The organism is Actinomadura decatromicini, from assembly GCF_008121305.1.
Taxonomy (GTDB): Bacteria; Actinomycetota; Actinomycetes; order Streptosporangiales; family Streptosporangiaceae; genus Spirillospora; species Spirillospora syzygii.
The window spans coordinates 78332-97021 of the sequence record NZ_VSRQ01000006.1; the positions used below are offsets into that span (position 1 = coordinate 78332).

Annotated in this window: 17 protein-coding genes; 12 read left to right on the forward strand and 5 right to left on the reverse strand. The window is 76.2% G+C overall.

Going from position 1 to position 18690, the window contains the following annotated elements:
* The first annotated feature begins 612 nt into the window (after nucleotides 1–612).
* Entirely contained in the window at nucleotides 613–759 is a 147-nt protein-coding gene (locus tag FXF68_RS43185; protein WP_222870145.1) for a hypothetical protein, read from the forward strand.
* Between the two features lie 12 nt (nucleotides 760–771).
* On the opposite strand, the gene FXF68_RS26670 is transcribed toward FXF68_RS43185, so the two are convergent.
* The gene (locus FXF68_RS26670; protein ID WP_148763859.1) at nucleotides 772–1686 is read right to left on the reverse strand and encodes an NADP-dependent oxidoreductase; all 915 of its coding nucleotides are present in this window, start codon (nucleotides 1684–1686) and stop codon (nucleotides 772–774) included.
* Between the two features lie 133 nt (nucleotides 1687–1819).
* Between FXF68_RS26670 and FXF68_RS26675 the strand changes: the two genes are divergently transcribed.
* Complete coding sequence (locus FXF68_RS26675) at nucleotides 1820–2062, forward strand: hypothetical protein (protein ID WP_067890137.1); 243 nt, start codon at nucleotides 1820–1822, stop codon at nucleotides 2060–2062.
* A 61-nt stretch (nucleotides 2063–2123) separates the two neighbouring features.
* A complete protein-coding gene (locus FXF68_RS26680) occupies nucleotides 2124–3227 on the forward strand; it encodes an acyl-CoA dehydrogenase family protein (RefSeq protein WP_148763861.1) in 1104 nt (367 codons plus the stop codon).
* Here FXF68_RS26680 and FXF68_RS26685 read toward each other — a convergent pair.
* Complete coding sequence (locus tag FXF68_RS26685; protein ID WP_148763863.1) at nucleotides 3202–3612, reverse strand: DUF2000 domain-containing protein; 411 nt, start codon at nucleotides 3610–3612, stop codon at nucleotides 3202–3204. The genes FXF68_RS26680 and FXF68_RS26685 overlap by 26 nt on opposite strands.
* A 69-nt stretch (nucleotides 3613–3681) precedes the next feature.
* Here FXF68_RS26685 and FXF68_RS26690 point away from each other — a divergent pair, with 69 nt between their 5' ends.
* The gene (locus FXF68_RS26690) at nucleotides 3682–4500 is read left to right on the forward strand and encodes an AraC family transcriptional regulator (RefSeq protein ID WP_148763865.1); all 819 of its coding nucleotides are present in this window, start codon (nucleotides 3682–3684) and stop codon (nucleotides 4498–4500) included.
* A 31-nt stretch (nucleotides 4501–4531) separates the two neighbouring features.
* Nucleotides 4532–5530, forward strand: coding sequence for an ADP-ribosylglycohydrolase family protein (locus FXF68_RS26695; protein WP_148763867.1), 999 nt, complete (start codon nucleotides 4532–4534; stop codon nucleotides 5528–5530).
* A 5-nt stretch (nucleotides 5531–5535) separates the two neighbouring features.
* Here FXF68_RS26695 and FXF68_RS26700 read toward each other — a convergent pair whose 3' ends face one another.
* Together FXF68_RS26700 and FXF68_RS26705 are read right to left on the reverse strand one after the other, a co-directional pair.
* Complete coding sequence (locus tag FXF68_RS26700) at nucleotides 5536–5958, reverse strand: TIGR03668 family PPOX class F420-dependent oxidoreductase (protein WP_148763869.1); 423 nt, start codon at nucleotides 5956–5958, stop codon at nucleotides 5536–5538.
* A 31-nt stretch (nucleotides 5959–5989) separates the two neighbouring features.
* Nucleotides 5990–6628 carry a class II aldolase/adducin family protein gene (locus FXF68_RS26705; protein ID WP_148763872.1) on the reverse strand — a complete coding sequence of 213 codons (639 nt, stop codon included), beginning with the start codon at nucleotides 6626–6628 and terminating at the stop codon, nucleotides 5990–5992.
* A 71-nt stretch (nucleotides 6629–6699) separates the two neighbouring features.
* Here FXF68_RS26705 and FXF68_RS26710 point away from each other — a divergent pair, with 71 nt between their 5' ends.
* Nucleotides 6700–7617: a carbohydrate kinase family protein gene (locus FXF68_RS26710; protein ID WP_148763873.1), complete on the forward strand. Its 918-nt coding sequence runs from the start codon at nucleotides 6700–6702 to the stop codon at nucleotides 7615–7617.
* 9 nt (nucleotides 7618–7626) lie between these two features.
* Here the strand turns inward: FXF68_RS26710 and FXF68_RS26715 are convergent, their stop codons facing one another.
* Nucleotides 7627–8274: an ACT domain-containing protein gene (locus FXF68_RS26715; protein ID WP_148764842.1), complete on the reverse strand. Its 648-nt coding sequence runs from the start codon at nucleotides 8272–8274 to the stop codon at nucleotides 7627–7629.
* Nucleotides 8275–8467: 193 nt separating this feature from the next.
* Between FXF68_RS26715 and grpE the strand changes: the two genes are divergently transcribed.
* From grpE to FXF68_RS26745, 6 genes are read left to right on the forward strand one after another with little or no spacing between them, the layout of a single operon-like run.
* Nucleotides 8468–9187 carry a nucleotide exchange factor GrpE gene (grpE, locus tag FXF68_RS26720; protein ID WP_148763875.1) on the forward strand — a complete coding sequence of 240 codons (720 nt, stop codon included), beginning with the start codon at nucleotides 8468–8470 and terminating at the stop codon, nucleotides 9185–9187.
* Nucleotides 9188–9194: 7 nt separating this feature from the next.
* Nucleotides 9195–10778: an Hsp70 family protein gene (locus FXF68_RS26725; RefSeq protein WP_148763877.1), complete on the forward strand. Its 1584-nt coding sequence runs from the start codon at nucleotides 9195–9197 to the stop codon at nucleotides 10776–10778.
* A gap of 14 nt (nucleotides 10779–10792) precedes the next feature.
* Nucleotides 10793–13429 carry a SaeA-related protein gene (locus FXF68_RS26730; protein WP_148763879.1) on the forward strand — a complete coding sequence of 879 codons (2637 nt, stop codon included), beginning with the start codon at nucleotides 10793–10795 and terminating at the stop codon, nucleotides 13427–13429.
* Nucleotides 13429–14709, forward strand: coding sequence for a TRAFAC clade GTPase domain-containing protein (locus FXF68_RS26735; protein WP_222870106.1), 1281 nt, complete (start codon nucleotides 13429–13431; stop codon nucleotides 14707–14709). Before FXF68_RS26730 ends, FXF68_RS26735 begins: the two co-directional genes overlap by 1 nt.
* A gap of 2 nt (nucleotides 14710–14711) precedes the next feature.
* A complete protein-coding gene (locus FXF68_RS26740) occupies nucleotides 14712–16928 on the forward strand; it encodes a GAP1-N2 domain-containing protein (protein WP_148763881.1) in 2217 nt (738 codons plus the stop codon).
* A gap of 4 nt (nucleotides 16929–16932) precedes the next feature.
* A complete protein-coding gene (locus FXF68_RS26745) occupies nucleotides 16933–18642 on the forward strand; it encodes a TRAFAC clade GTPase domain-containing protein (RefSeq protein WP_148763883.1) in 1710 nt (569 codons plus the stop codon).
* Nucleotides 18643–18690 lie beyond the last annotated feature (48 nt).

Genomic DNA, 18690 nt, shown 5'->3' on the forward strand with positions numbered 1-18690 from the left:
CCACCCGGCCGTGCCCTCGACGGACCAACCCGCGCCGAACCTTTGGTCATCTCTTCGCTCAGTGCGTCAATCCGTCGTCACTGACCGTGACATAGGTCGGCTGGATCCGTACCGTGTTGATCAACGACGCACCCCGTCATCCGCATGCGGACGAGGGGGTTCGTCCGCATTCAGCCGAACAATCCACGGGGGACGGAAATGAGACGGAAGCCCACAGCCTTTCTGAGACATGTCGCCGTACCGGCGGCGGTGACCGCCGCGCTGCTGGCGGGAGCCGCGTCGACGGCCCACGCGGCGGTGGCCGGCGGCGGTGACGGAAGGCACCCCTGCAAGCACGGCTGCCCGCCGGGAAAGCCCGGGCCCACGGGACCGACGGGACCCGCGGGAGCGACGGGCCCCACCGGCCCGGAAGGACAGGCGGGAGCAACTGGCCCCACCGGCCCGGAAGGGCTGGCAGGAGCAACGGGTGCCACCGGTCCGGCAGGTGCGACGGGGCCCGCCGGACCGACCCAGCCGACCGAGATCGTCCGGCAGACCTACACGTTGACGTCCGGGCTCAACACGGGAACCGCGACCTGCCCGGCCGGAACCGTCATCACGGGCGGTGGCGTGGTGACGCCCCTTGGGGGCAACAACCTCACCGCGCAGCAGTACGAGTCCTTCCCGTCCACCGAGAGCACGTGGACCGTGTCCTTCAACAATTCAGCGGGCACCACGGGGACCTACACGGTCTACGCCGTGTGCATCCCCATCTCCTGAACGAGCCGACGTTCAGGTCTCCAGGATGACCTTGCCGGGAATGCCCTTGTGCTTGGCCTGGAACGCCTCGCGCGTCTCGGCCAGGGGGTAGACCGCGCCGACGTGGGCGCGGAGGGCGCCCGACCCGGCGCGCTCCGCGAGTTCGGCGAGCTGGGCGCGGTCGGGCTCGACGATGAAGAAGACGGCGCGTCCGCCCTCGGGCTCGACCGGGGGCGGCGCGGTGACGGACACGAGCGCGCCGCCCGGCTTGACCCTGCCCGCCGACCGGGCGAGCAGCTCGCCGCCGACGGTGTCGAAGACGAGGTCGACGGGGTCGACGGCGTCCTCGAACGCCTCCCGTTCGAGGTCGACGAAGGCGTGCGCGCCCATCTCCCGCGCGACGTCGGCGGCGCGGCCCCGGCCGGTGCCGATGACGTGCGCCCCGGCCTCCCGCGCCAGCTGGACGGCGAGGACGCCCACCCCGCCGCCCGCGCCGTGCACGACGACGGTCTGCCCGGCGGTCAGGCCGCCGTGCGTGAACAGCGCCTGCCAGGCGGTCAGCCCGGCGAGCGGCAGCGCGGCCGCCTCCGCGAACGACAGGGACGGCGGTATCGGCGCGAGGTCGCGCGCCTCGATCGCCGCGTACTCGGCCGCCGCCCCGTCGCGGTGCCAGTCGGTCAGGCCGAAGACGCGGTCGCCCACGGCGAACCCGGTCGTGCCGTACGCGACCTCGGCGACCTCCCCGGCCACGTCGTGGGCGGGGACCGACGGCGTCCGGTCGCGTCCCGCCCGGTCGACCCAGGTGCCGGGCCACTCCAGCTCGTCCGGGACGAACCCCGCCGCCCGCACCCGAACGAGCACCTCACCGGTCGCGACGAAGGGCGTCGGTGCGTCCTCCAGCACGAGACCGTCGCTGCCGCCGCGCTCATGAATCCGTACAGCTCTCATGGAGTATCCGTTCATACGTAGGTGCACAGCCCTTAGGAAGACGATGCACCATTCACCCGGCGTGACACTCCACCGGCCTCCGACGTGTCCGGCTCAGGCAGATAGAACGTTCTGGAGCGGGCACGCTCGTCTTATGGAGGAGCGAGAGGAACGTCGCGGGGACGTCCAGGAGCTGTCGGACTTCGAGCTGATCGTGTACGAGACCGTGGCCGAGATCGACAAGGAGGGCGGGGCCGCGGACTTCGAGACGATCGGACGGCTGGTAGGCGGGCCCGAGGAGGACCTGTGGGCCGCGCTCGGGCACCTCGTGGCGATCAACCACGTCCACTCGACCAGCGACGGGTACGTGCTCGGGCCGCACGACTGGGCGCCCTGAGCCGTCCCGCTGGGTGGGAGCCCGCCGGTGGGGCGACGGGCGTGCGGCAGGATGTCCCGGTATGAAGCCCACCGAGGAGCAGCGGGAGCTGCGGGACGCGCTGCGGCGCCTGTTCGCGGAGCGGTCGCCGTCCGCCGAGGTGCGGCGGCTGATGGGGACGCGCGCCGGGTACGACCCCGCGCTGTGGTCGCTGATGGCGGACCAGCTCGGGCTCCAGGGGCTCGCGATCTCCGAGGAGCACGGCGGCGCCGGGTTCGGGATGCGGGAGCTCGCGGTCGTGTTCGAGGAGATGGGACGGGCCGTCGTGTGCGCCCCGTTCCTCGCGGCGATCACGGCGGCGGCGGCGCTGGAGGCCGGGGACGGCGGCCGCGACCTGCTCCCCGGCATCGCGGACGGGACGACGATCGCCACCCTCGCCGTCGCCGAGAACGGCTCCTGGGACCTGGACGGCCTCATGACGAGGGTCGAGGACGGCCGCCTGCGCGGCGCCAAGGACTTCGTCCTGGACGGCCACATCGCCGACCTGCTCCTCGTCGCGGCCCGCGACGTGGACAGCGCCGAGGACGGCGTCGGGCTCTACGCCGTCCACGGCGAGACGGCCGGGGTGACGCGGAGCCTGCTGCCGACCGTCGACCAGACGCGCAAGCTCGCCCGGGTCGCGTTCGACGGCGTCCCCGCCCGGAAGGTCGGGACGCGGGACGCCGTCCGGCGGGCCCTGGACGTCGCGGCCGTGGCGCTCGCGGCCGAGCAGCTCGGCGGCGCGCAGAAGACCCTCGACATGACCGTGGAGTACGCGAAGGTGCGGCACCAGTTCGGACGTCCCATCGGATCGTTCCAGGCGGTGAAGCACCGCTGCGCGGACATGTTCGTGCAGGTCGAGTCGGCGCGGTCGGCGGTGCTGAACGCGGCGGCGGTGGCCGACGAGAACCCGGACGGCCTGCCCGCCGCCGCCGCGCTCGCCAAGGCGTACTGCTCGGACGCCTTCTTCCACACGGCGGGCGAGGCGATCCAGCTGCACGGCGGCATCGGGTTCACGTGGGAGCACGACGCGCACCTTTACTTCAAGCGGGCGCAGGCGTCCCGGCAGCTGTTCGGCGCGCCCGCGGAGCACCGGGAGCGCCTCGCCGCGCTGGCCGGGCTCACGGGTGCAGCCGCAGCCCCTTGAGCACCTTGTCCACGCCGTTCCTCGGGCCGTGGACGGCGAACCCGACGAGCGGCAGCGCGTCCCCGGGCACGGCGCGGACGGCCTCCCGGTTCGCGTCGTCGTGCCCGGTCTTGAACATGTCCTCGATGTAGACGGCGGTCGGCAGTTCGCGGGCGCGGGCCCGCGCGTGGGCGGCCGCGATCGCGTCGGCGGCGCCCTCGTAGACCAGGACGGGCTGCCGGAACATCGCGAGATAGGCGTTGCCGGAGGCGTCCTCGTACGGCTCGCCGATGATCCCGGGAACGCCCCCGGCGACCGCGCTCGCCAGGAACGCCGTCACGTTGAGGCGCTGCCAGGCGGCCAGGTCGTCCCGGACGACGATCCCGATCTTGGTGTCGAAACGCATGCCGTCCAGGGTCGCGCCGCGCCCGCCGGGCCGTCTTGAACGCTCGTGCGCCAGACTGGACGGCGTGGAATGGAGCGGGTAGTGGAGTGGAGCAGGTACTGGCGGTCGGCCGACCGCCCGCTGGAGGCGATGCACGCGCGCTTCGAGCGGCACGCCTACCACCGGCACAGCCACGAGACGTACTCGTTCGGCGTCACCGAAGACGGCTACCAGGCGTTCCGCTGCCGGGGCGGCGCGCACACCAGCGCGGCCGGGATGGTCATCGCGTTCAACCCGGACGACCCGCACGACGGCCATCCCGCCGACGAGCTGGGCTTCACCTACCGGATCGTGCACATCGGCCCCGAGCTGGTGACCGACGTGCTGGCCGACATCTCCGACCGTCCGGCCGGGCTGCCGCTGTTCGACTCGCCCGTCGTGGCCGATCCCGTCCTGGCGCGGAACCTGCGCGGGCTGCACGCGGCGCTGCTTGACGGGGCGTCCGCCCTGCGCAGGGACGAGCTGCTCACCGCGACGGTCGGCGCGATGGCGGCGCGGGCGTCGACGCGGCGGCTGCGCGCGTCGGCCGCGACCGGCGCGGTGGAGCGGGCGCGGCGGCGCCTGGAGGACTCCTACCTGGACGACGTAGGCGCCGACGACCTCGCGCGGGCCGCGGGATGCAGCCGGTTCGCGCTGTACCGGGGCTTCCGCCGCGCGTACGGGATGGCGCCGAGCGACTACCGGCGCCAGCTCCGCCTCCGCGCGGCGCGGCGGCTGCTGGCGCGCGGCGAAGCGATCGGCGACGTGGCCGCCGCGACGGGGTTCGCCGACCAGGCCCATCTGACGCGGTGGTTCGTCCGCTGCTACGGCATGACGCCCGGCGGCTTCCGGGGCGCTCGTACCGACTAGGCGATCAGGCGATTAAGGAAGAATGCCGCCCATGAGACGGGCGAGCGGGGCGATCTTCGGGCTGGCGTACGGCGACTCCCTGGGCGCGCCGACCGAGTTCCTCACCATGAAGCAGATCCGGAAGCGTTTCGGCGAGCACGGCCCGGCGCGGCTCGACGGCGACCCGGCGCTCGTCACCGACGACACGCAGATGGCGATCGCGGTCGGCCTCGCGCTCCTGGACGCCCTGGAGAACCCGCCGTTCACCCCGGACCTGATCGCGCCGATGTGGCGGCGGCGGTTCGTCGACTGGCTGAACAGCCCGGACAACGACCGCGCGCCCGGCGACACCTGCCTGCGGGCCTGCCGCGGGCTGGCCGCCGGGAAGCCGTGGGTGGACGCCACCGTGGCGGGGTCGAAGGGCTGCGGCGCGAACATGCGGGTCGCGCCGGTCGGCCTCGCGCCGGGACTGTCGGACGCGACGCGGGCGGGCGCGTCCCAGCTCCAGGCGGCGCTGACCCACGGGCATCCGACCGGGCTCGCCGCCAGCGAGCTGACCGCGTTCGCCGTCCGGTGGCTGGCGGACGGCATGGACCCGTCCGACCTGCCGGGCGCGCTCCGCGAACGCTGCCACGACCAGCGCGGCGTCTACCACGAGCGGTGGCTCGGCGGCCTGTGGCGGCGGTCCGGCGCGGACTCCCCCGAGGCGTTCGCCGCGCGCGGCTGGGACGAGTGCCTCGGCCGCCTCGACGCCCTGGACGCGGCCCTCGCCCGCGCCGACCGGTCGTCCGACCCGTGCGAGATCACCGGGGCGGGCTGGACGGCGGACGAGGCCCTCGCCACCGGCCTGCTCTGCTTCCTCCTCTTCCCGGACGAGCCGGTCGAGGCGATCCGGCGCGGCGCGGCGAGCTCCGGCGACTCCGACTCGATCGCCTGCCTGGCGGGCGCGTTCGCGGGCGCGCGCCTCGGCCTCGCCGCCTGGCCGGAGGAGTGGGCGTCCCGCATCGAGTACGCCGACGACCTCGCGAGGATCGGCGCGGCCTGGGACTGAGACGGCTACGAAGACGCCGTCCAGCCGGTCCAGGCGTCGATGGTGACGGCGATGACCGGGCCGTCCGGCGGGCGGTCCCGGTACTGCGGGTAGCGGTCGGCGAGCAGGCGGACGGGCTCGGCCGTCCGCGCCGGGTCGTCGACGACGGCGGCGTGCCCGTCGACGCGGACCCACCAGAGGCGGTCCCAGTCGTCCTCGTAGTGGTCGGCGAGCAGCGCGACGCGCGGGTTGGCGCGGATGTTGGCGAGCCTCCGCAGGTCCCGCGTGCCCTTCGGCTTGTGGTCGACGGCCGTGTAGACGGCCCCGCGGTGGACGGCGAACGTCACCGGGACGAGGTGCGGCCGCCCGTCCTCCGCCACGGTCGCGAGGCGCGCGACCGGGACCGTCGTCAGCAGCCGGCGCGCCTCGCCGGACGACAGCTTCGGCACGTCCCCAGCGTGCCACGCCCGGCCCCGACGATCACCAGGGGCCGGGCGGGGCGAGGCCCCGCTCCACCACCTTCGCCAGCTCGTCCTCCGTCAGGACGCGCGGCTCCCCGATCGCCTTCGCCCGCACGTACACGCCGCACAGCCACTCCAGGAGGCGCGCGTTCTCGAACGCCTCCGCCAGGTCGCGGCCGATCGCGACGCCGCCGTGGTTCGCCATCAGCGCGGCCCGCCTGCCCCCGGCCATGGCCGCGCGGACGTTCTCCGCCAGCTCCGGCGTCCCGTAGGTGGCGTACTCGGCGACCTTCACCACGCCGCCAAGCAGGAGCGTGTTGTAGTGGATCGGCGGCAGCTCGGTCATCGTCGTCGCGACGACCGCGCCGTAGGTCGAGTGCGTGTGGACGACGGCCGCCGCCGGGGTCGTCTCGTACAGGGCGAGGTGCATGGGCGTCTCGGATGACGGCGCTCGCTCCCCCTCGACGACGCAGCCGGACAGCGACACGACCGGGCAGTCGGCGGGCTCCATCCGGTCGAGCATCATCCCGCCCGGCGTGACCGCGACGAGGTCGCCCGCGCGGACGCTGACGTTGCCGGACGTCCCGGCGACCAGACCGGTTTCGGCCAGCCGCCTCCCGGTCGCGACTATTTCGTCCCTTTCCTGCGCCAAGAGCATACGAATGCCTTTCACGTTCAACTTACCCGCCGGTTAGGCTACGGCCCTGACGATCTTCGAGAGGTCTGGTCATGACGGTCGTGACAGTGGGCGCGCACATCCTCGACGTGCTCGCCCGCCCCGTGCGGGGCATCCCGGACGGGCAGGACGCCGTCGTGGTGGACGAGATCAGGGTCACCGCGGCGGGCGCCGCCGCCGGGACCGCCGTCGCGCTCGCCCGGCTCGGCAACGACGTGATCTCGGTCGGCGCGATCGGCGACGACGACCTCGGCGACCTGCTCGTCGCCATCATGACCAGGAACGGGGTGGACGTGCGCGGGCTCGTCCGCCGCACCGCCGACCCGACGAGCGCGTCCGTGCTGCCGATCCGGCCGGACGGCGGGCGGCCGAGCCTCCACCTGCCCGGCGCGAACCTCACGCTCACCGCGGGCTCGGTCGGGCCCGGGCTGCTCGGCGCGGCGGGCGTCGTCCACGTCGGCGGGCCGGACGTCACGGCCGGGCTCAACGACCCGGCGTTCTTCGCGATGCTCGCGGCGGCCCGCGAGTCCGGCACCGTGGTCACCCTGGACCTCCTGTCCAACCGTCCCGACCTGCTCCAGAGTGCCGCCTCGTTCCTGCCCCACGTCGACCACTTCCTGCCGAACGAGGAGCAGGCGGCGGCGATGACCGGCGAGGACGACCCAGAGAAAGCCGCCCGCGCCCTGCTCGCGCGCGGCCCGTCCACGGTCGTCGTGAAGCTCGGCGGGGAGGGCAGCATCGTCGCGACCGCCGCGGGCGCGCACCGGCTGCCCGCCCTGCCCGTCGAGGTCGTCGACACCACCGGCTGCGGCGACGCCTACTGCGCCGGGTTCATCACGGGCCTCGCGCACGGGCGCGACGTCCTGGAGGCGGCGCGCTGGGGCACGGCCGCCGCCGCGACCGTCGCGCAGGGCCTCGGCTCCGACGCCTGCCTCACCGGCCTGGACGCCGTGCTCGCCCTCCTCAACTGACCCGGCGGGTCAGACCGCCCGGCCCCCGGTCGGCACCGCCCCGGCGAGGACGGCGTCGGCCGCGCCCGCGAGCTGCTCCAGCCGCGACACCTCCGACCGGTGGAACGGCGGCGCGGACGTCCGCGCCACGACGAGCGCGAGCGCGCCCCTCGCCAGCGGGCAGAGCGCGTAGTGCACGCCGTCCGGGCCGGTGAAGGCGCGCGGGCGCAGCGGCGGCAGCTCCGGCGGGAGGACGGCCCGCACGGCGGACGTGCTCGCGTGCACGACCACCGCCTCACCGGCGGGGCCCGGCTGGGCGAGGCACGCCCAGTCGGCGCTGAGGATCGCCGGGACGGCGTCCGCGAGGATCTCCGCGCCGCGCTCCGGGAGGGCCGCGACCTGCCCGATGACGGCGGCGTCCGGGTGGGCGCCGAGCGGCTCGGCGGTCGGCCAGACCGCGACGACCTCGACGCCGGGCACCGAGCCGAGGCCGTCCGCCAGCCGGTCCACGGCCGCGCCCGCGGGCCACGCGACGGTGAAGTCGTCCAGCGCCCGGCCGTGGCCGCGCTCCAGCACCGCCATCTGCACGACGTCCGCGCCCGCCGCGCCCATCGTCCGCGCCACCCGGCCCAGCGAGCCGGGACGGTCCGGCAGCCGGACGCGTATCCGCAGCAACATCGCCACCTCCCGTTCCCCCACGTTCCCCCCAGGGTCGGCGAAAGCCGTTTCCACCGTGTTACGCAATCGTGTCGGACGGAGAAAACGCTGCCTGCGTCGGTGCTGGAACGGGGGGCGGGGGTCAAACTAGAGTCCAGTGAAGGTCATCAGCCGACCTATCGCCTCTTGCCGCCCAGCATTAAGGTGACTGCACGTGTCGAGGGACGGGGAACCCCGAGTCAGCGAGGACTCCGCGGCCGAGCCGGAGTCCGTGCCGGAGACGCCCGCGGAGCCTGCCCGAGCCTCCCGGCAGGGGGTGCTGGACGCCCTCGCCGGGCTCGCCGCGCGCCTCGACCGCGAGCACGAGCGGGCCGCGCACCGCGAGGCCGTCATCGACCGGCTGCACGCGGAGAACCAGCGGCTGCGCCGCGGCGAGCTGGACGCGATGCTGGAGCCGGTCCGCGCCGCGCTGTACCGGCTGCACGACCGGACGCGCCGCGAGTCCCGCCGGCTCGCCGCGCCCGACCCGGCCGACCCGCCCGATCCGCGCCGGACGGCGCTGCTGCTCGCGGCGGTCGCCGACGACGTCGCGGACGCGCTGGCGCGGCTCGGCGTCGAGCGGTTCACGGTGGAGCCGGGGCAGCCGTACGACGCGTCCCGGCACCGCCCGGTCGCGGTCACGCCCGTCGACGACCCGCTGCGGGCCGACACGGTCACCGCCGTCGAGTCGGACGGGTTCGAGCAGGGCGGGAAGGTGCTTCGCAAGGCCGAGGTCGGCGTCGGGCGGCTGTCCGCGGGCCCGTCGGCGGGCGGGGCGCGGCGCACCGGCGGGAACGCGGAGGAGGGCGCGGCGGCGGAGCACGCCGCGAACGGCTCGGGTCACGCCCGCCGCCGGACGGGCGGCGGCGAGACGACGACGAACACCGATGGGTGAGAGGGACATGGCTGTCTACGGGATCGACCTGGGAACCACGTACTCCTGCATTGCCTCCATCGACGACGTGGGGCGCCCGGCGGTCCTGCGCAACCTGGAGGGCACCGACACCACCCCGTCCGTCGTGTACTTCGAGAGCGGCGAGAACGTCGTCGTCGGCGCCACCGCGAAGGACACCGCGGTTTTGGAGCCCGACAACGTCGTCAGCCTCGTCAAGCGCGACATGGGCCGGGACGTGACCCGTCCCATCCACGGGATCGACTTCACGCCCGAGGAGCTGTCGGCGTTCATCCTGCTGAAGCTCGCGACGGACGCGCGCACCACGACCGGCGAGGAGGCCAGGGACGTTGTGATCACCGTCCCGGCGTACTTCGGCGCGGCCGAGCGCGACGCCACCCGCAAGGCCGGGCGGATCGCGGGGCTGAACGTCATCGACATCGTGTCCGAGCCGATCGCCGCCGCGATCACCTACGGCGTGCTGAACCCCGACGCCGACCGGACGATCCTCGTCTACGACCTCGGCGGCGGGACGTTCGACACCACCGTCATCTCGCTGCGCGGCGGCCACATCGAGGTGGTGTGCACCGACGGCGACCACGAGCTCGGCGGTGCCGACTGGGACGCGCGGCTCGTCGAGCACCTCGCCGAGCGGTTCCGCGCCGAGCACCCGGACGCGGGCGACCCGCTGGACGACAAGCAGACCGAGCAGCAGCTCCGCCGCGACGCCGAGGACGCGAAGAAGGCCCTCACCACGCGGACCTCGCACACCGTCCGGGTCATGCACGCCGGGCGGGTCGCGGCCGTCGAGGTGACGCGCGAGAAGCTGGAGGAGCTGACCAAGGACCTCCTCGACCGGACGGTGGAGATCACCGGCCGGACGCTGTCCACCGCCGCGGAGAAGGGCGTCGACGACTACGACGACCTCGTCCTCGTCGGCGGGTCCACGAAGATGCCGGTGGTCGCGGCGCGGCTGGAGACCGAGCTCGGCCTCGCGCCCCGCCTCCAGGACCCCGACCTCGCGGTCGCGAAGGGCGCGGCCCTGTACGCGTTCGAGGAGACCTACCGGCGGCTCGTCCGGGAGGGCGCGGCCGAGCGGGCCGTGGAGATGGCGAACCGGGCGGGGCTGTCGGCCGAGCAGCAGAAGCAGATCGCCGCGCGGCAGATCAAGACGGTCGCGTCGCACGCGTTCGGGATCGTGGTGGTCGACCGGGAGAGCGGCGCGGAGGGCGTCGCGCACCTCGTCCACACCAACGACTCGCTGCCCGCCGCGCGGACCGAGGACTTCTTCACCGTCTACGACGACCAGGCGTCCGCCGACATCCGGGTCATGGAGCAGGCCGGGGTGGTGGAGTCCGCCGAGCTGCCCGACAACACCGAGATCGCGACCGGGGAGATCCGCGTCCCGCACGGGAAGAAGGCGGGCTGGCCGATCCGGGTGACGTTCGAGCTCGACGCGTCCGGGCTGCTGAACGTCACGGCCGTGGAGAAGGAGACCGGCGAGCGGCTCGAGCTGAAGGTGGACGTCGGCGGCATGTCCGAGGAGGAGGTCGAGCGCTCCCGGAAGACCCTCTCCCGGGTCCAGGTGAGCTGAGCCGGGAGGCGCCCGTGGCGTTCGACGACGACTACCGGCGGGAGGTGCTGGAGCCCGCGCGGGCCGCGGGCGACCAGCCTCCCGAGGACCTGCGCGTCCGGTACGCGCTGGCCGACCCGCTCACCGCGGAGTCGGTCGCGGCGCGGGTCAGGCAGGTGCGGCAGTGCTGGCGGCGGGCCCGCGGCCAGTTGAAGTACCGCAAGCTGATCGACCGGCTGGAGGCCGAGCACCGCGAGCTGGCGGCGCTGTTCGCCGCCGCCGAGCGCGGCGACCTGCGGCCGCTGTCCGCGCGGCTGCGCGGCGGCCGGGAGCGCGCCGAGCGGCGGGCCGCGGAGGCCCGCGCGCGGCTCGCCGACGCCGCCGGGGCGCTGCGGATGGCGACGCCCGCCGAGATCGAGGGCATCGCCCGCACCTGCGGGGTGCCGCGCGCCGAACTGGAGCGGGTCGCCGCCGCCGACGGCGTCGAGGTCCGCGAGCCGGACCCGCTGCCCGCCGCCGCGCCCTACCCCGCCTACCGGAAGGTGCGGGAGTCGCTGGACGTCCTCGGCGAGAGGCACCTCGCGGCGTTCGTGTTCGGCGGCCGGCTCGTCGGCCCGGTCCGGCTGCTGGACGGCTTCGCCGCGCCCGGCGGCGGGCCCCGGCTCGACGCGGACGCGGTCGCCGCCGTCGGCGCCGAGTGGGCCCGCCGGGGACGCGACACCAGCACCACGCACGCCGACACCGTCCTCGCCGCCCTGCGCTCCGGGGCCGACCTGTCGGCGCTGGCGCTGTTCGACGTGGTCGACCGGCTCCGCGAGCGGCTCCGGCAGCGCGCGTCGGACCGGGCGCTGCTCCGCTTCGCGACCGAGGACCTCGGCGTCGACGAGGGCGACGCGCGGCGCATGGTGTTCGCGGTCGTCCGCGAGACGGGGCCCGCGGGCGGCGGCGGCCTCGCCGGACGCCTGCGGGCCCTGCTCGACGCGGGCGAGGTGTACGCGGCGGCGGAGCTGGCCGAGGCGGCGAGCGTCCCGCGCCCGGCCGCGCCCCGGCCCGCCGGGGACGCCGGCCCGCCGGAGGAGGAGGTGCTCGCCGCCGAGGCGCGGCACCGCCTCGACACGGCGCTGCGGCTGCGCGAGTCCGCCGCCGCCGAGCCCGACCCCGACCGCGCGTACCGGCTGCTCGACGACGCGCTGCGGCTCGTCCGCGACCTGCCGGGGGCGCGCGCGCACCAGCGGCGGCTGCCGCCGCGTCCCGTCCCGGCGGTGCGCGCCGACGTCGACGCGGACGCGGACGGGCCCGCCGTGCGGCTGTCGTGGGAGCCGTCGCCGTCCGCCGAGGGCGAGGTGTCCTACCACGCGGTGCGGCGGGAGGGGCGGCCGCCGCGCGACGCGCGGGACGGCGCGCCCGTCGCCGGGACGCGCGACCGGCGGCCGCCGGTGAACGTCCCGCTGTACTACGCGGTCGTGGCGGCGCGCGGCGACGCCGCCGCCCCGCCCGCCGTGGCGGAGCCGGTGGTCGTGCGGCCCGAGCCCGCCGACGTCGTGCTCGTCGCCGGGGACGGCCAGGTCACCGGCCGGTGGCGGTGCCCGCCCGAGGCCGCCAGGGTCGTCGTCGTCCGGGACGGGACGCCCGTGCCCGGCGGCCGCGACGGGTTCCGCGAGCGCGTCCCGAACGGCCGCACCCTGCACTACCGGGTCTCCGCCGTCTACGTCGACGCGGCGGGAGCCGAGACCGTGACGGACGGCGTGCCCGCCTCGGTGACGCCGACCGCGCCGCCCGAGCCGGTGTTCGAGCTGACCGCCGAGACCGCGCCGGACGACCCGGGCCTCGTCCGGGTCCGGTTCGTCCCGCCGGGGACCGGGACGGCCGAGCTGGTCCTGTCCGAGACGCCGCCGCCGTGGCCGCGCAGCGCGCTCGTCCCGCTGGCGGAGGTGCGGCGCGAGACGCGGCGGCTGGCGTGCGCGCCGGTCCCCGGCGGGCTCGACGTGCGGCCGGGCGCGAGCGGCTGGCTGCTCGCGGTGTCCGTCGCCGAGGACACGGCCGCCATCGGCGGCTACCACCACCACGTGAACCTGCCGCCGCCGCGCCGCCTCGTCGCGGAGCGGCGCGGCGACCACGTGCACGTCGGGTTCGACTGGCCGCCGGACGTCGCCGAGGTCGCGCTCGCCTACCGGGTCGGCGGGGAGGCGATCCGGATGGGCGAGCCGCCGGCGGAGGCCGTGGTGACCCGCGCCGCCTACGACACGCAGGGCGGGATCCGGGTGCCCGCCCCGGAGGACGCGCCGGTCGAGCTGACGGTCGCCGCCGCCGGGACCGTCGGCGGCGCGCGGGTGACCGGGCCGCCGGTGAGCGCCGCGGTCGCGGCCCGCGCGATCGTCCGGTACGACGTGCTGCGGGCGGGGCCGCCGTGGCGGCGGTCGCTGACGGTGCGGCTCACCTCGTCCCGGCCGCTGCGGGTGGCGCGGCTGTCGCTGGTGCTGCGCGCCGGGCGGGTCATGCCGCACCGCGCCGCCGACGGGGAGACGCTCGGCGCGTGGGAGCAGGTGCCCGTGCCGGGCGAGCTGTCCCTCGCGGCGCCGGCCGCGTCCGGCCCGTACTGGCTGCGCTGCTTCGCCGACGACGACGTCGTCGAGCTGAGCGACCCGCCCGTCCGCCGGCTGCGGGTGCCGTGATGACGAGGCCGCTCGCCCGGGTGGCGATCCCGCGCATCGCGTCCGGGCAGCGCGCGTCCGGCCGGGGCGCGTCCCGGCAGGGCGTGACGTGCCCGTACTGCTTCGCGTCGGTCGCGCCCTCGCGGATCCTGTTCCGCTGCCGGGGCCAGGCGGGGCGGCGGAAGGGCTGCGCGCCCGTCCTGGACGAGGCCCTCGCCGAGTACACGGGCTCGACGGCGGGCGCGTCGCTGCCGCCGGTGTTCGCCGCGCCCGGACGCTCGTCCGGGCGGCGGGGCCGCGCGGACTGCCCCGGCTGCGGGGTGCCGACCGGCAACCGGGCCTGCCCGGAGTGCCACAACCCGCTGCCGTCCGCGTACTGCGACTCGCCGGGCCGGATCGTCGCGCTGGTCGGCGCGAAGAACGCGGGCAAGAGCACTTACATCGCCGTCCTGCTGCACGAGCTGATGAACCGGGTCGGGACGGAGCTGGACGCCTCCCTCGTCGCCTGCGACGACCGCACCATCGAGCGGTACAAGCGCGACTTCGCGCGGCCGCTGCTGGAGGAGCGGCGGCTGCTGCCGACGACGGCGAGCGCGGCGACCGGGCCCCGCGAGCCCCTCGTCTACCTGCTGACCCGCACCCGCCGGGGACGCTTCGCGCGGGCCCGCAACGACTCGCTCGCCCTCGTCCTGTTCGATACCGCGGGCGAGGACCTGCGCAGCCGCGAGGTCACCGACCTGCACCTGCGGTACCTGGAGGCGGCGGACGCGATCGTCTTCCTCGTCGACCCGCTGGAGCTGCCCGGCGCGCGGGCGGGGGTCCGCGAGGCGGTGCCCGCGCCGCGCGGCGCCGGGGAGGACCCCGACAGCGAGCCGCTCAACGTCATCGCGCGCGTGACGGACGCGCTGCGGCAGCGGCACGGGACGCGGCCCGGCGAGCCGCTGCCCGTCCCGGTCGCGGTCGCGCTCACCAAGATCGACGTGCTGCGTCCGGGGCTGCTCAGGCAGTCGGCGCTGCACCGGTCCCGGTCCGGGCAGGGGGTGCTCGACCTGGACGACAGGGACGCGGTGAACGAGCAGGTCCGCGCGCTGCTGCACGACTGGCAGGCCGGGCAGCTCGACACCTACCTCGGGCAGCAGTACGCCGAGCACGCGCTGTTCGGGCTGTCGGCGCTCGGCGGCGTCCCGGACGGCGACCGCGTCGGCGCGGGCGGCGTCCGCCCCTACCGGGCCGAAGACCCGCTGCTGTGGCTGCTGTACCGGTTCGGGATGCTCGACGGCGTCCGCGCTGGGGACGCCTAGCGATGGCCTGGCAGCTGCACTACACGTCGGCGCGGCGCGGCCCGACCGGGCGGGCCGGGTTCCAGTTCGTCGCCGAGACGCCGGGGCTGCCGGACGGCGTCCGGGCCGGGGTGACGCCGTACCTGTCGTACCGCCCGCCGCCGGACGCGCCGCCGTCGCCGGGCGACGCGGAGCTGGGCGAGTTCCCGGTGTCGCTGCTCTACGACCAGGTGGACGGCCGTCCGCTGCTGCTGCGCTGTCGCTACCTCGGCCGCGACTACTCGGGCCGGTTCGGCAACTTCTTCGCGCACGCGGTCGTCGCCGAGCCCGACGAGCTGGAGGGGCTGCGGCCCGCCGAGCTGTGGCACGCCCCGCACTGGACGCAGCGTCCCGCGCCGGAGAGCGTCCTCGACGCCCTGGACGAGCTGACGCCGGGCGCGGCGCTCGACCCGGAGGCGCTCGCGGCGTGGCTCGCGTCCTGTCCCGGTGACCCGTACGCGCTGCTCGCGCACCTGGTGGACGCGGTCGCGGACGTCCTCGGCCGGGGCCACGGCCGGGTCGTGCTGGTCGCCGACGACGTCGAGCTGATCGCCCGGTGGATCGCGGTCGTGTCGTACTCGCTGCCGGTCGCGGCGGCGGCGCGGCTGTCGTTCGTCACCTACACCGGCGACCCGGACGGCGCCGCGCAGCGCCTCGTCGGCACCACCCCGGCGATCTGGGCGGCGGTGCGGCACCGCGCGTCGCACGCCCGCGCGTTCCGGCTGGGCGGGCGCGTCCCGGACGGGCCGCCGAGCCGCTTCGCCCGCACCGTCGCCGGGTGCTGGCGCGACGCCGACTTCGGCGGCCTGGACGCCCTCGGCGAGCTGGCCCCGCCGAGCGACCCGGCGCGGGAGGGCGCGGGCGCGCTGCTCGCGCTGTGCCGGGGCGACGCGACGGTCACGCCGGACGAGGAGGGCGCGGCGGCCGAACTGCTGTCGCGGCGCGGCTCCGGGATCCCGGAGTGGGTGTGGCGCGACCTCGTGCCGGGTGTCCCGTCCATGGGGCTCGACCTGGCGCTGGCCGTGCACGAGCGGGCGCGGCAGGCGGGCGCGGCGGAGGTCGCGCGGCAGTGCGCGGTGCGCGTCGCCGACCGGCTCTCGGACGCGCTGTCCACGGCCCGCGACCTCTCCGCGGTGGCCGCCGCCGCACGTGTCGCGGACCGAGCCGGGCTGCCGCTCGACGCCGCGCGGGTCGCCGCCGGGGCGGCGCGCTGCGCGCGGCACGGCGCGGCCGACGTCGGCGCGGCGCTGTCCCGCTGCCCGGACGGGCTGCGCGGCGCCCTCCTCGGCGGCGTGCTCAAGGGCCTCTCCGACGCCGGGGAGCGCGAGCGGGCGACGGTGCTCACGCCCGCGAACTGCGACCTCCTGTACGAGCGCGCCGGGCTCGCCCGCGCCGCGCCCGGCGTGGCGTGCGCCGTGCTGGCGTCCGTCGGGCGCCGCGACCCGGCGCGCCGCGTCCCCGTCACCGGCGAGCTGCTCCGGCTGGACGGCGCCGACCTCGACCGTCCCCTCCGCGAGGTGTGGGCGGCGCCGCCGACCGTCGACGAGTGCGCCGCGCTGCTGGACGCGCACGGCGCCGCGCTCGCCGCGCATCCCGCGCTCGCCGGGCTGCCGTCCCGGACGCTGACCAGGCTCGCCTTCCCCGGCGGCGACCGGCTCGCCGAGCCCGCCGCGCTGCGGCTCGCCGGACGCGTCCGCGAGCTGCTCCCGGACGGCCGCGCCGGACGCGACGCCGCCGCCGTCCAGGCGTACGCGGCGGCGATCACCGCCGGCCCGGCCCGCGCCGCGCGCGCCCTGGCGGAGATCGCGGACGCGGGCGCCACCCCGCAGCTCGCCGGGGAGGCGTTCATCGGCGCCGCGCAGCGGCTGGCGGAGCGGCCCCCGGCGTTCCGGGCGGAGCTGCTCGCCGCCCTGCCCGCGCCCGTCCGCGCCCGGCTCGGCGCGCGGTGGACCGCCGACCTGCCCGGCCGCGCCCGCGCGGGCCGCGCCCCGCTGCGCCCCGCCGACGCCGAGCGGCGCAACGAGCTGGTCGAGGTCGTCCTGCGGCTGCGGGCGCGCGGCGCGCGCGACCCCGGCCTGGAGGCGTGGACGCGGACCGCCGCCGGACGCTGGCTCGCCGCGAAGCAGCTCGACGCGCACCTCGCGCGCAGCCCCGAACTGCGCGCCGAGCTGCGCGACCTCCTCGCCGAAGGCGGGGGGTGAGCCGGTGAACCCCGTCATCGTCGTCCTGCTGATCGTCGTCTGGGCCGCCGCCATGTGGCTCGGGTTCATCTACGTGTTCCCGGTGCTGTTCGCCGGGACGATCGTCGCCGCCGGAGCCGCCGCGCTCGGCCTCTACTACCTGCACGCCTGCCGGACGCTCGCGCCGTCCACGCTGGACGGGCCGTCCCCGGTCGCGGAGCCGACGATCTCCTACCGGCACTACCTGCTCGGCCAGGTGTGGCGCGACTGGTGGACGATCAGCCGCACCGTCGTCCCGCAGGTGTACCGGACGGCGCGGGGCGTCGTCGTCAGGCTGACGCGGGTCCTGCTCGGCGGCTTCTGGGGGTTCTTCCTCTTCCCCGTCTGGCTGGGCCTGTGCGCGGGGATCGTCGCGGCCGCCGTCCCCGCGGCGGTGTTCGTGCTGGCGCTGACCGTCCTGTACGGGGTGGCCGCGGCGAGCGGGCTCACCGTGTGGCTGGCGTGCGTGCTCGTCCTCGCCGCCGTGGAGCGCCTGTTCATGATGTACGGGCGCATCCTGCAGACCTGCCCGCACCCGTTCTGCTACGAGCGGATCGGGCTGCCCGAGTACGAGTGCCCCGGCTGCGGCGCGCGCCATCCGCGTCTCACGCCGGGGTCCGGCGGCGCGTTCCGGCACGTGTGCCGGTGCGGGGCGCGGCTGCCGACGACCGTCCCGCTCGGCCGGTTCCGCCTCGCCGCCTACTGCCCGCACTGCGGCGGGCGGCTCCCCGAGCGGATCGGGCGGGTCCGCGTGGAGCCGCTGCCGTTCGTCGGCGGCCCGGCGGCCGGGAAGACCACGTTCATGGTCCTCGGGATCCGGGCGCTGCACGCGCGGGTCCGCGCCGTCGAGGGGCGGCTCGCGTTCGTCGAGCGGCGGCACGCGCAGGCGTACGCGGGCGCGATCCGCGAGTTCCAGCGCGGCGGGCGGCTCGCCAAGACCGGCCCGGAGCTGCCGCTCGCCACCATGGTGGACGTCGAGCTGCCCGGCCGCGCCCGCCGCATCCTCTACCTGTTCGACCCGGCCGGGGAGCACTACACGGGCGCGACGGAGGTCGAGTCGCTGCGCTACCTCGACCACGGCGAGGCGCTGCTGTTCGTCGTCGACCCGTTCGCGCTCCCCCAGCTCCGCCGGGCGCTGACCGGCGACGAGCGGCGGTTCGTCGAGCGGTCCGCCGGGTCGTCGGAGGAGGACCCGGCCGACACGCTGCAGCGGGTGCTGAACGAGCTGCGGTCGCGTCCCGACCAGGGACGGCAGAAGCGCGTCGCCGTCATCGTCACGAAGACCGACCTGCTCGCCCGCACCGAGATCGGCCGCTGCCTCGCCGAAGACGCCGACCTGCGCGAATGGCTCGGCCGCGTCGGGCTCGGCAACACCGTCCGGACGCTCGACCAGGTCGCCGGGCAGGTCCGGTACTTCGCGTCCGGCCTCGGCTCCGAGCCCGCCGACGTCGCCGAGCTGCTCGGCTGGGTGACCGGCCTCGCCGCGAACGGCGCCGGAACGGTCGCCGACGTCCCGCCCGACCCACCGGGCACCGCGCCCCTGCGCGCCCCCTGGCCGGTACGCGGCCGCGACTCGTCCCGGGTCCCGGTCGGCTACACGGTAGGCCGCTGGGCCGTCCTCTCCGGCCTGTCGGTGCTGACGGCGGCCACCCTGACGGGCGCCGTCGTCGCGGCGGCCCAGCGATTCCCGTTCTGATCCGCTCGCGGAGCGAAGTGTGACGCACACCACTCCCTGACGTGGAAG

Bases quoted from the DNA above. Each gene is read 5' to 3' on its own strand.
- FXF68_RS26695 (WP_148763867.1), top strand. From the start codon at position 4,532: ATGAGACGGGCGAGCGGGGCGATCTTCGGGCTGGCGTACGGCGACTCC.
- FXF68_RS26685 (WP_148763863.1), bottom strand. From the start codon at position 3,612: ATGCGTTTCGACACCAAGATCGGGATCGTCGTCCGGGACGACCTGGCC.
- FXF68_RS26735 (WP_222870106.1), top strand. From the start codon at position 13,429: ATGACGAGGCCGCTCGCCCGGGTGGCGATCCCGCGCATCGCGTCCGGG.
- FXF68_RS26710 (WP_148763873.1), top strand. From the start codon at position 6,700: ATGACGGTCGTGACAGTGGGCGCGCACATCCTCGACGTGCTCGCCCGC.
- FXF68_RS26725 (WP_148763877.1), top strand. From the start codon at position 9,195: ATGGCTGTCTACGGGATCGACCTGGGAACCACGTACTCCTGCATTGCC.
- FXF68_RS26670 (WP_148763859.1), bottom strand. From the start codon at position 1,686: ATGAGAGCTGTACGGATTCATGAGCGCGGCGGCAGCGACGGTCTCGTG.
- FXF68_RS26680 (WP_148763861.1), top strand. From the start codon at position 2,124: ATGAAGCCCACCGAGGAGCAGCGGGAGCTGCGGGACGCGCTGCGGCGC.
- FXF68_RS26690 (WP_148763865.1), top strand. From the start codon at position 3,682: ATGGAGCGGGTAGTGGAGTGGAGCAGGTACTGGCGGTCGGCCGACCGC.
- FXF68_RS26675 (WP_067890137.1), top strand. From the start codon at position 1,820: ATGGAGGAGCGAGAGGAACGTCGCGGGGACGTCCAGGAGCTGTCGGAC.
- FXF68_RS26740 (WP_148763881.1), top strand. From the start codon at position 14,712: ATGGCCTGGCAGCTGCACTACACGTCGGCGCGGCGCGGCCCGACCGGG.
- FXF68_RS26705 (WP_148763872.1), bottom strand. From the start codon at position 6,628: ATGCTCTTGGCGCAGGAAAGGGACGAAATAGTCGCGACCGGGAGGCGG.
- FXF68_RS26715 (WP_148764842.1), bottom strand. From the start codon at position 8,274: ATGTTGCTGCGGATACGCGTCCGGCTGCCGGACCGTCCCGGCTCGCTG.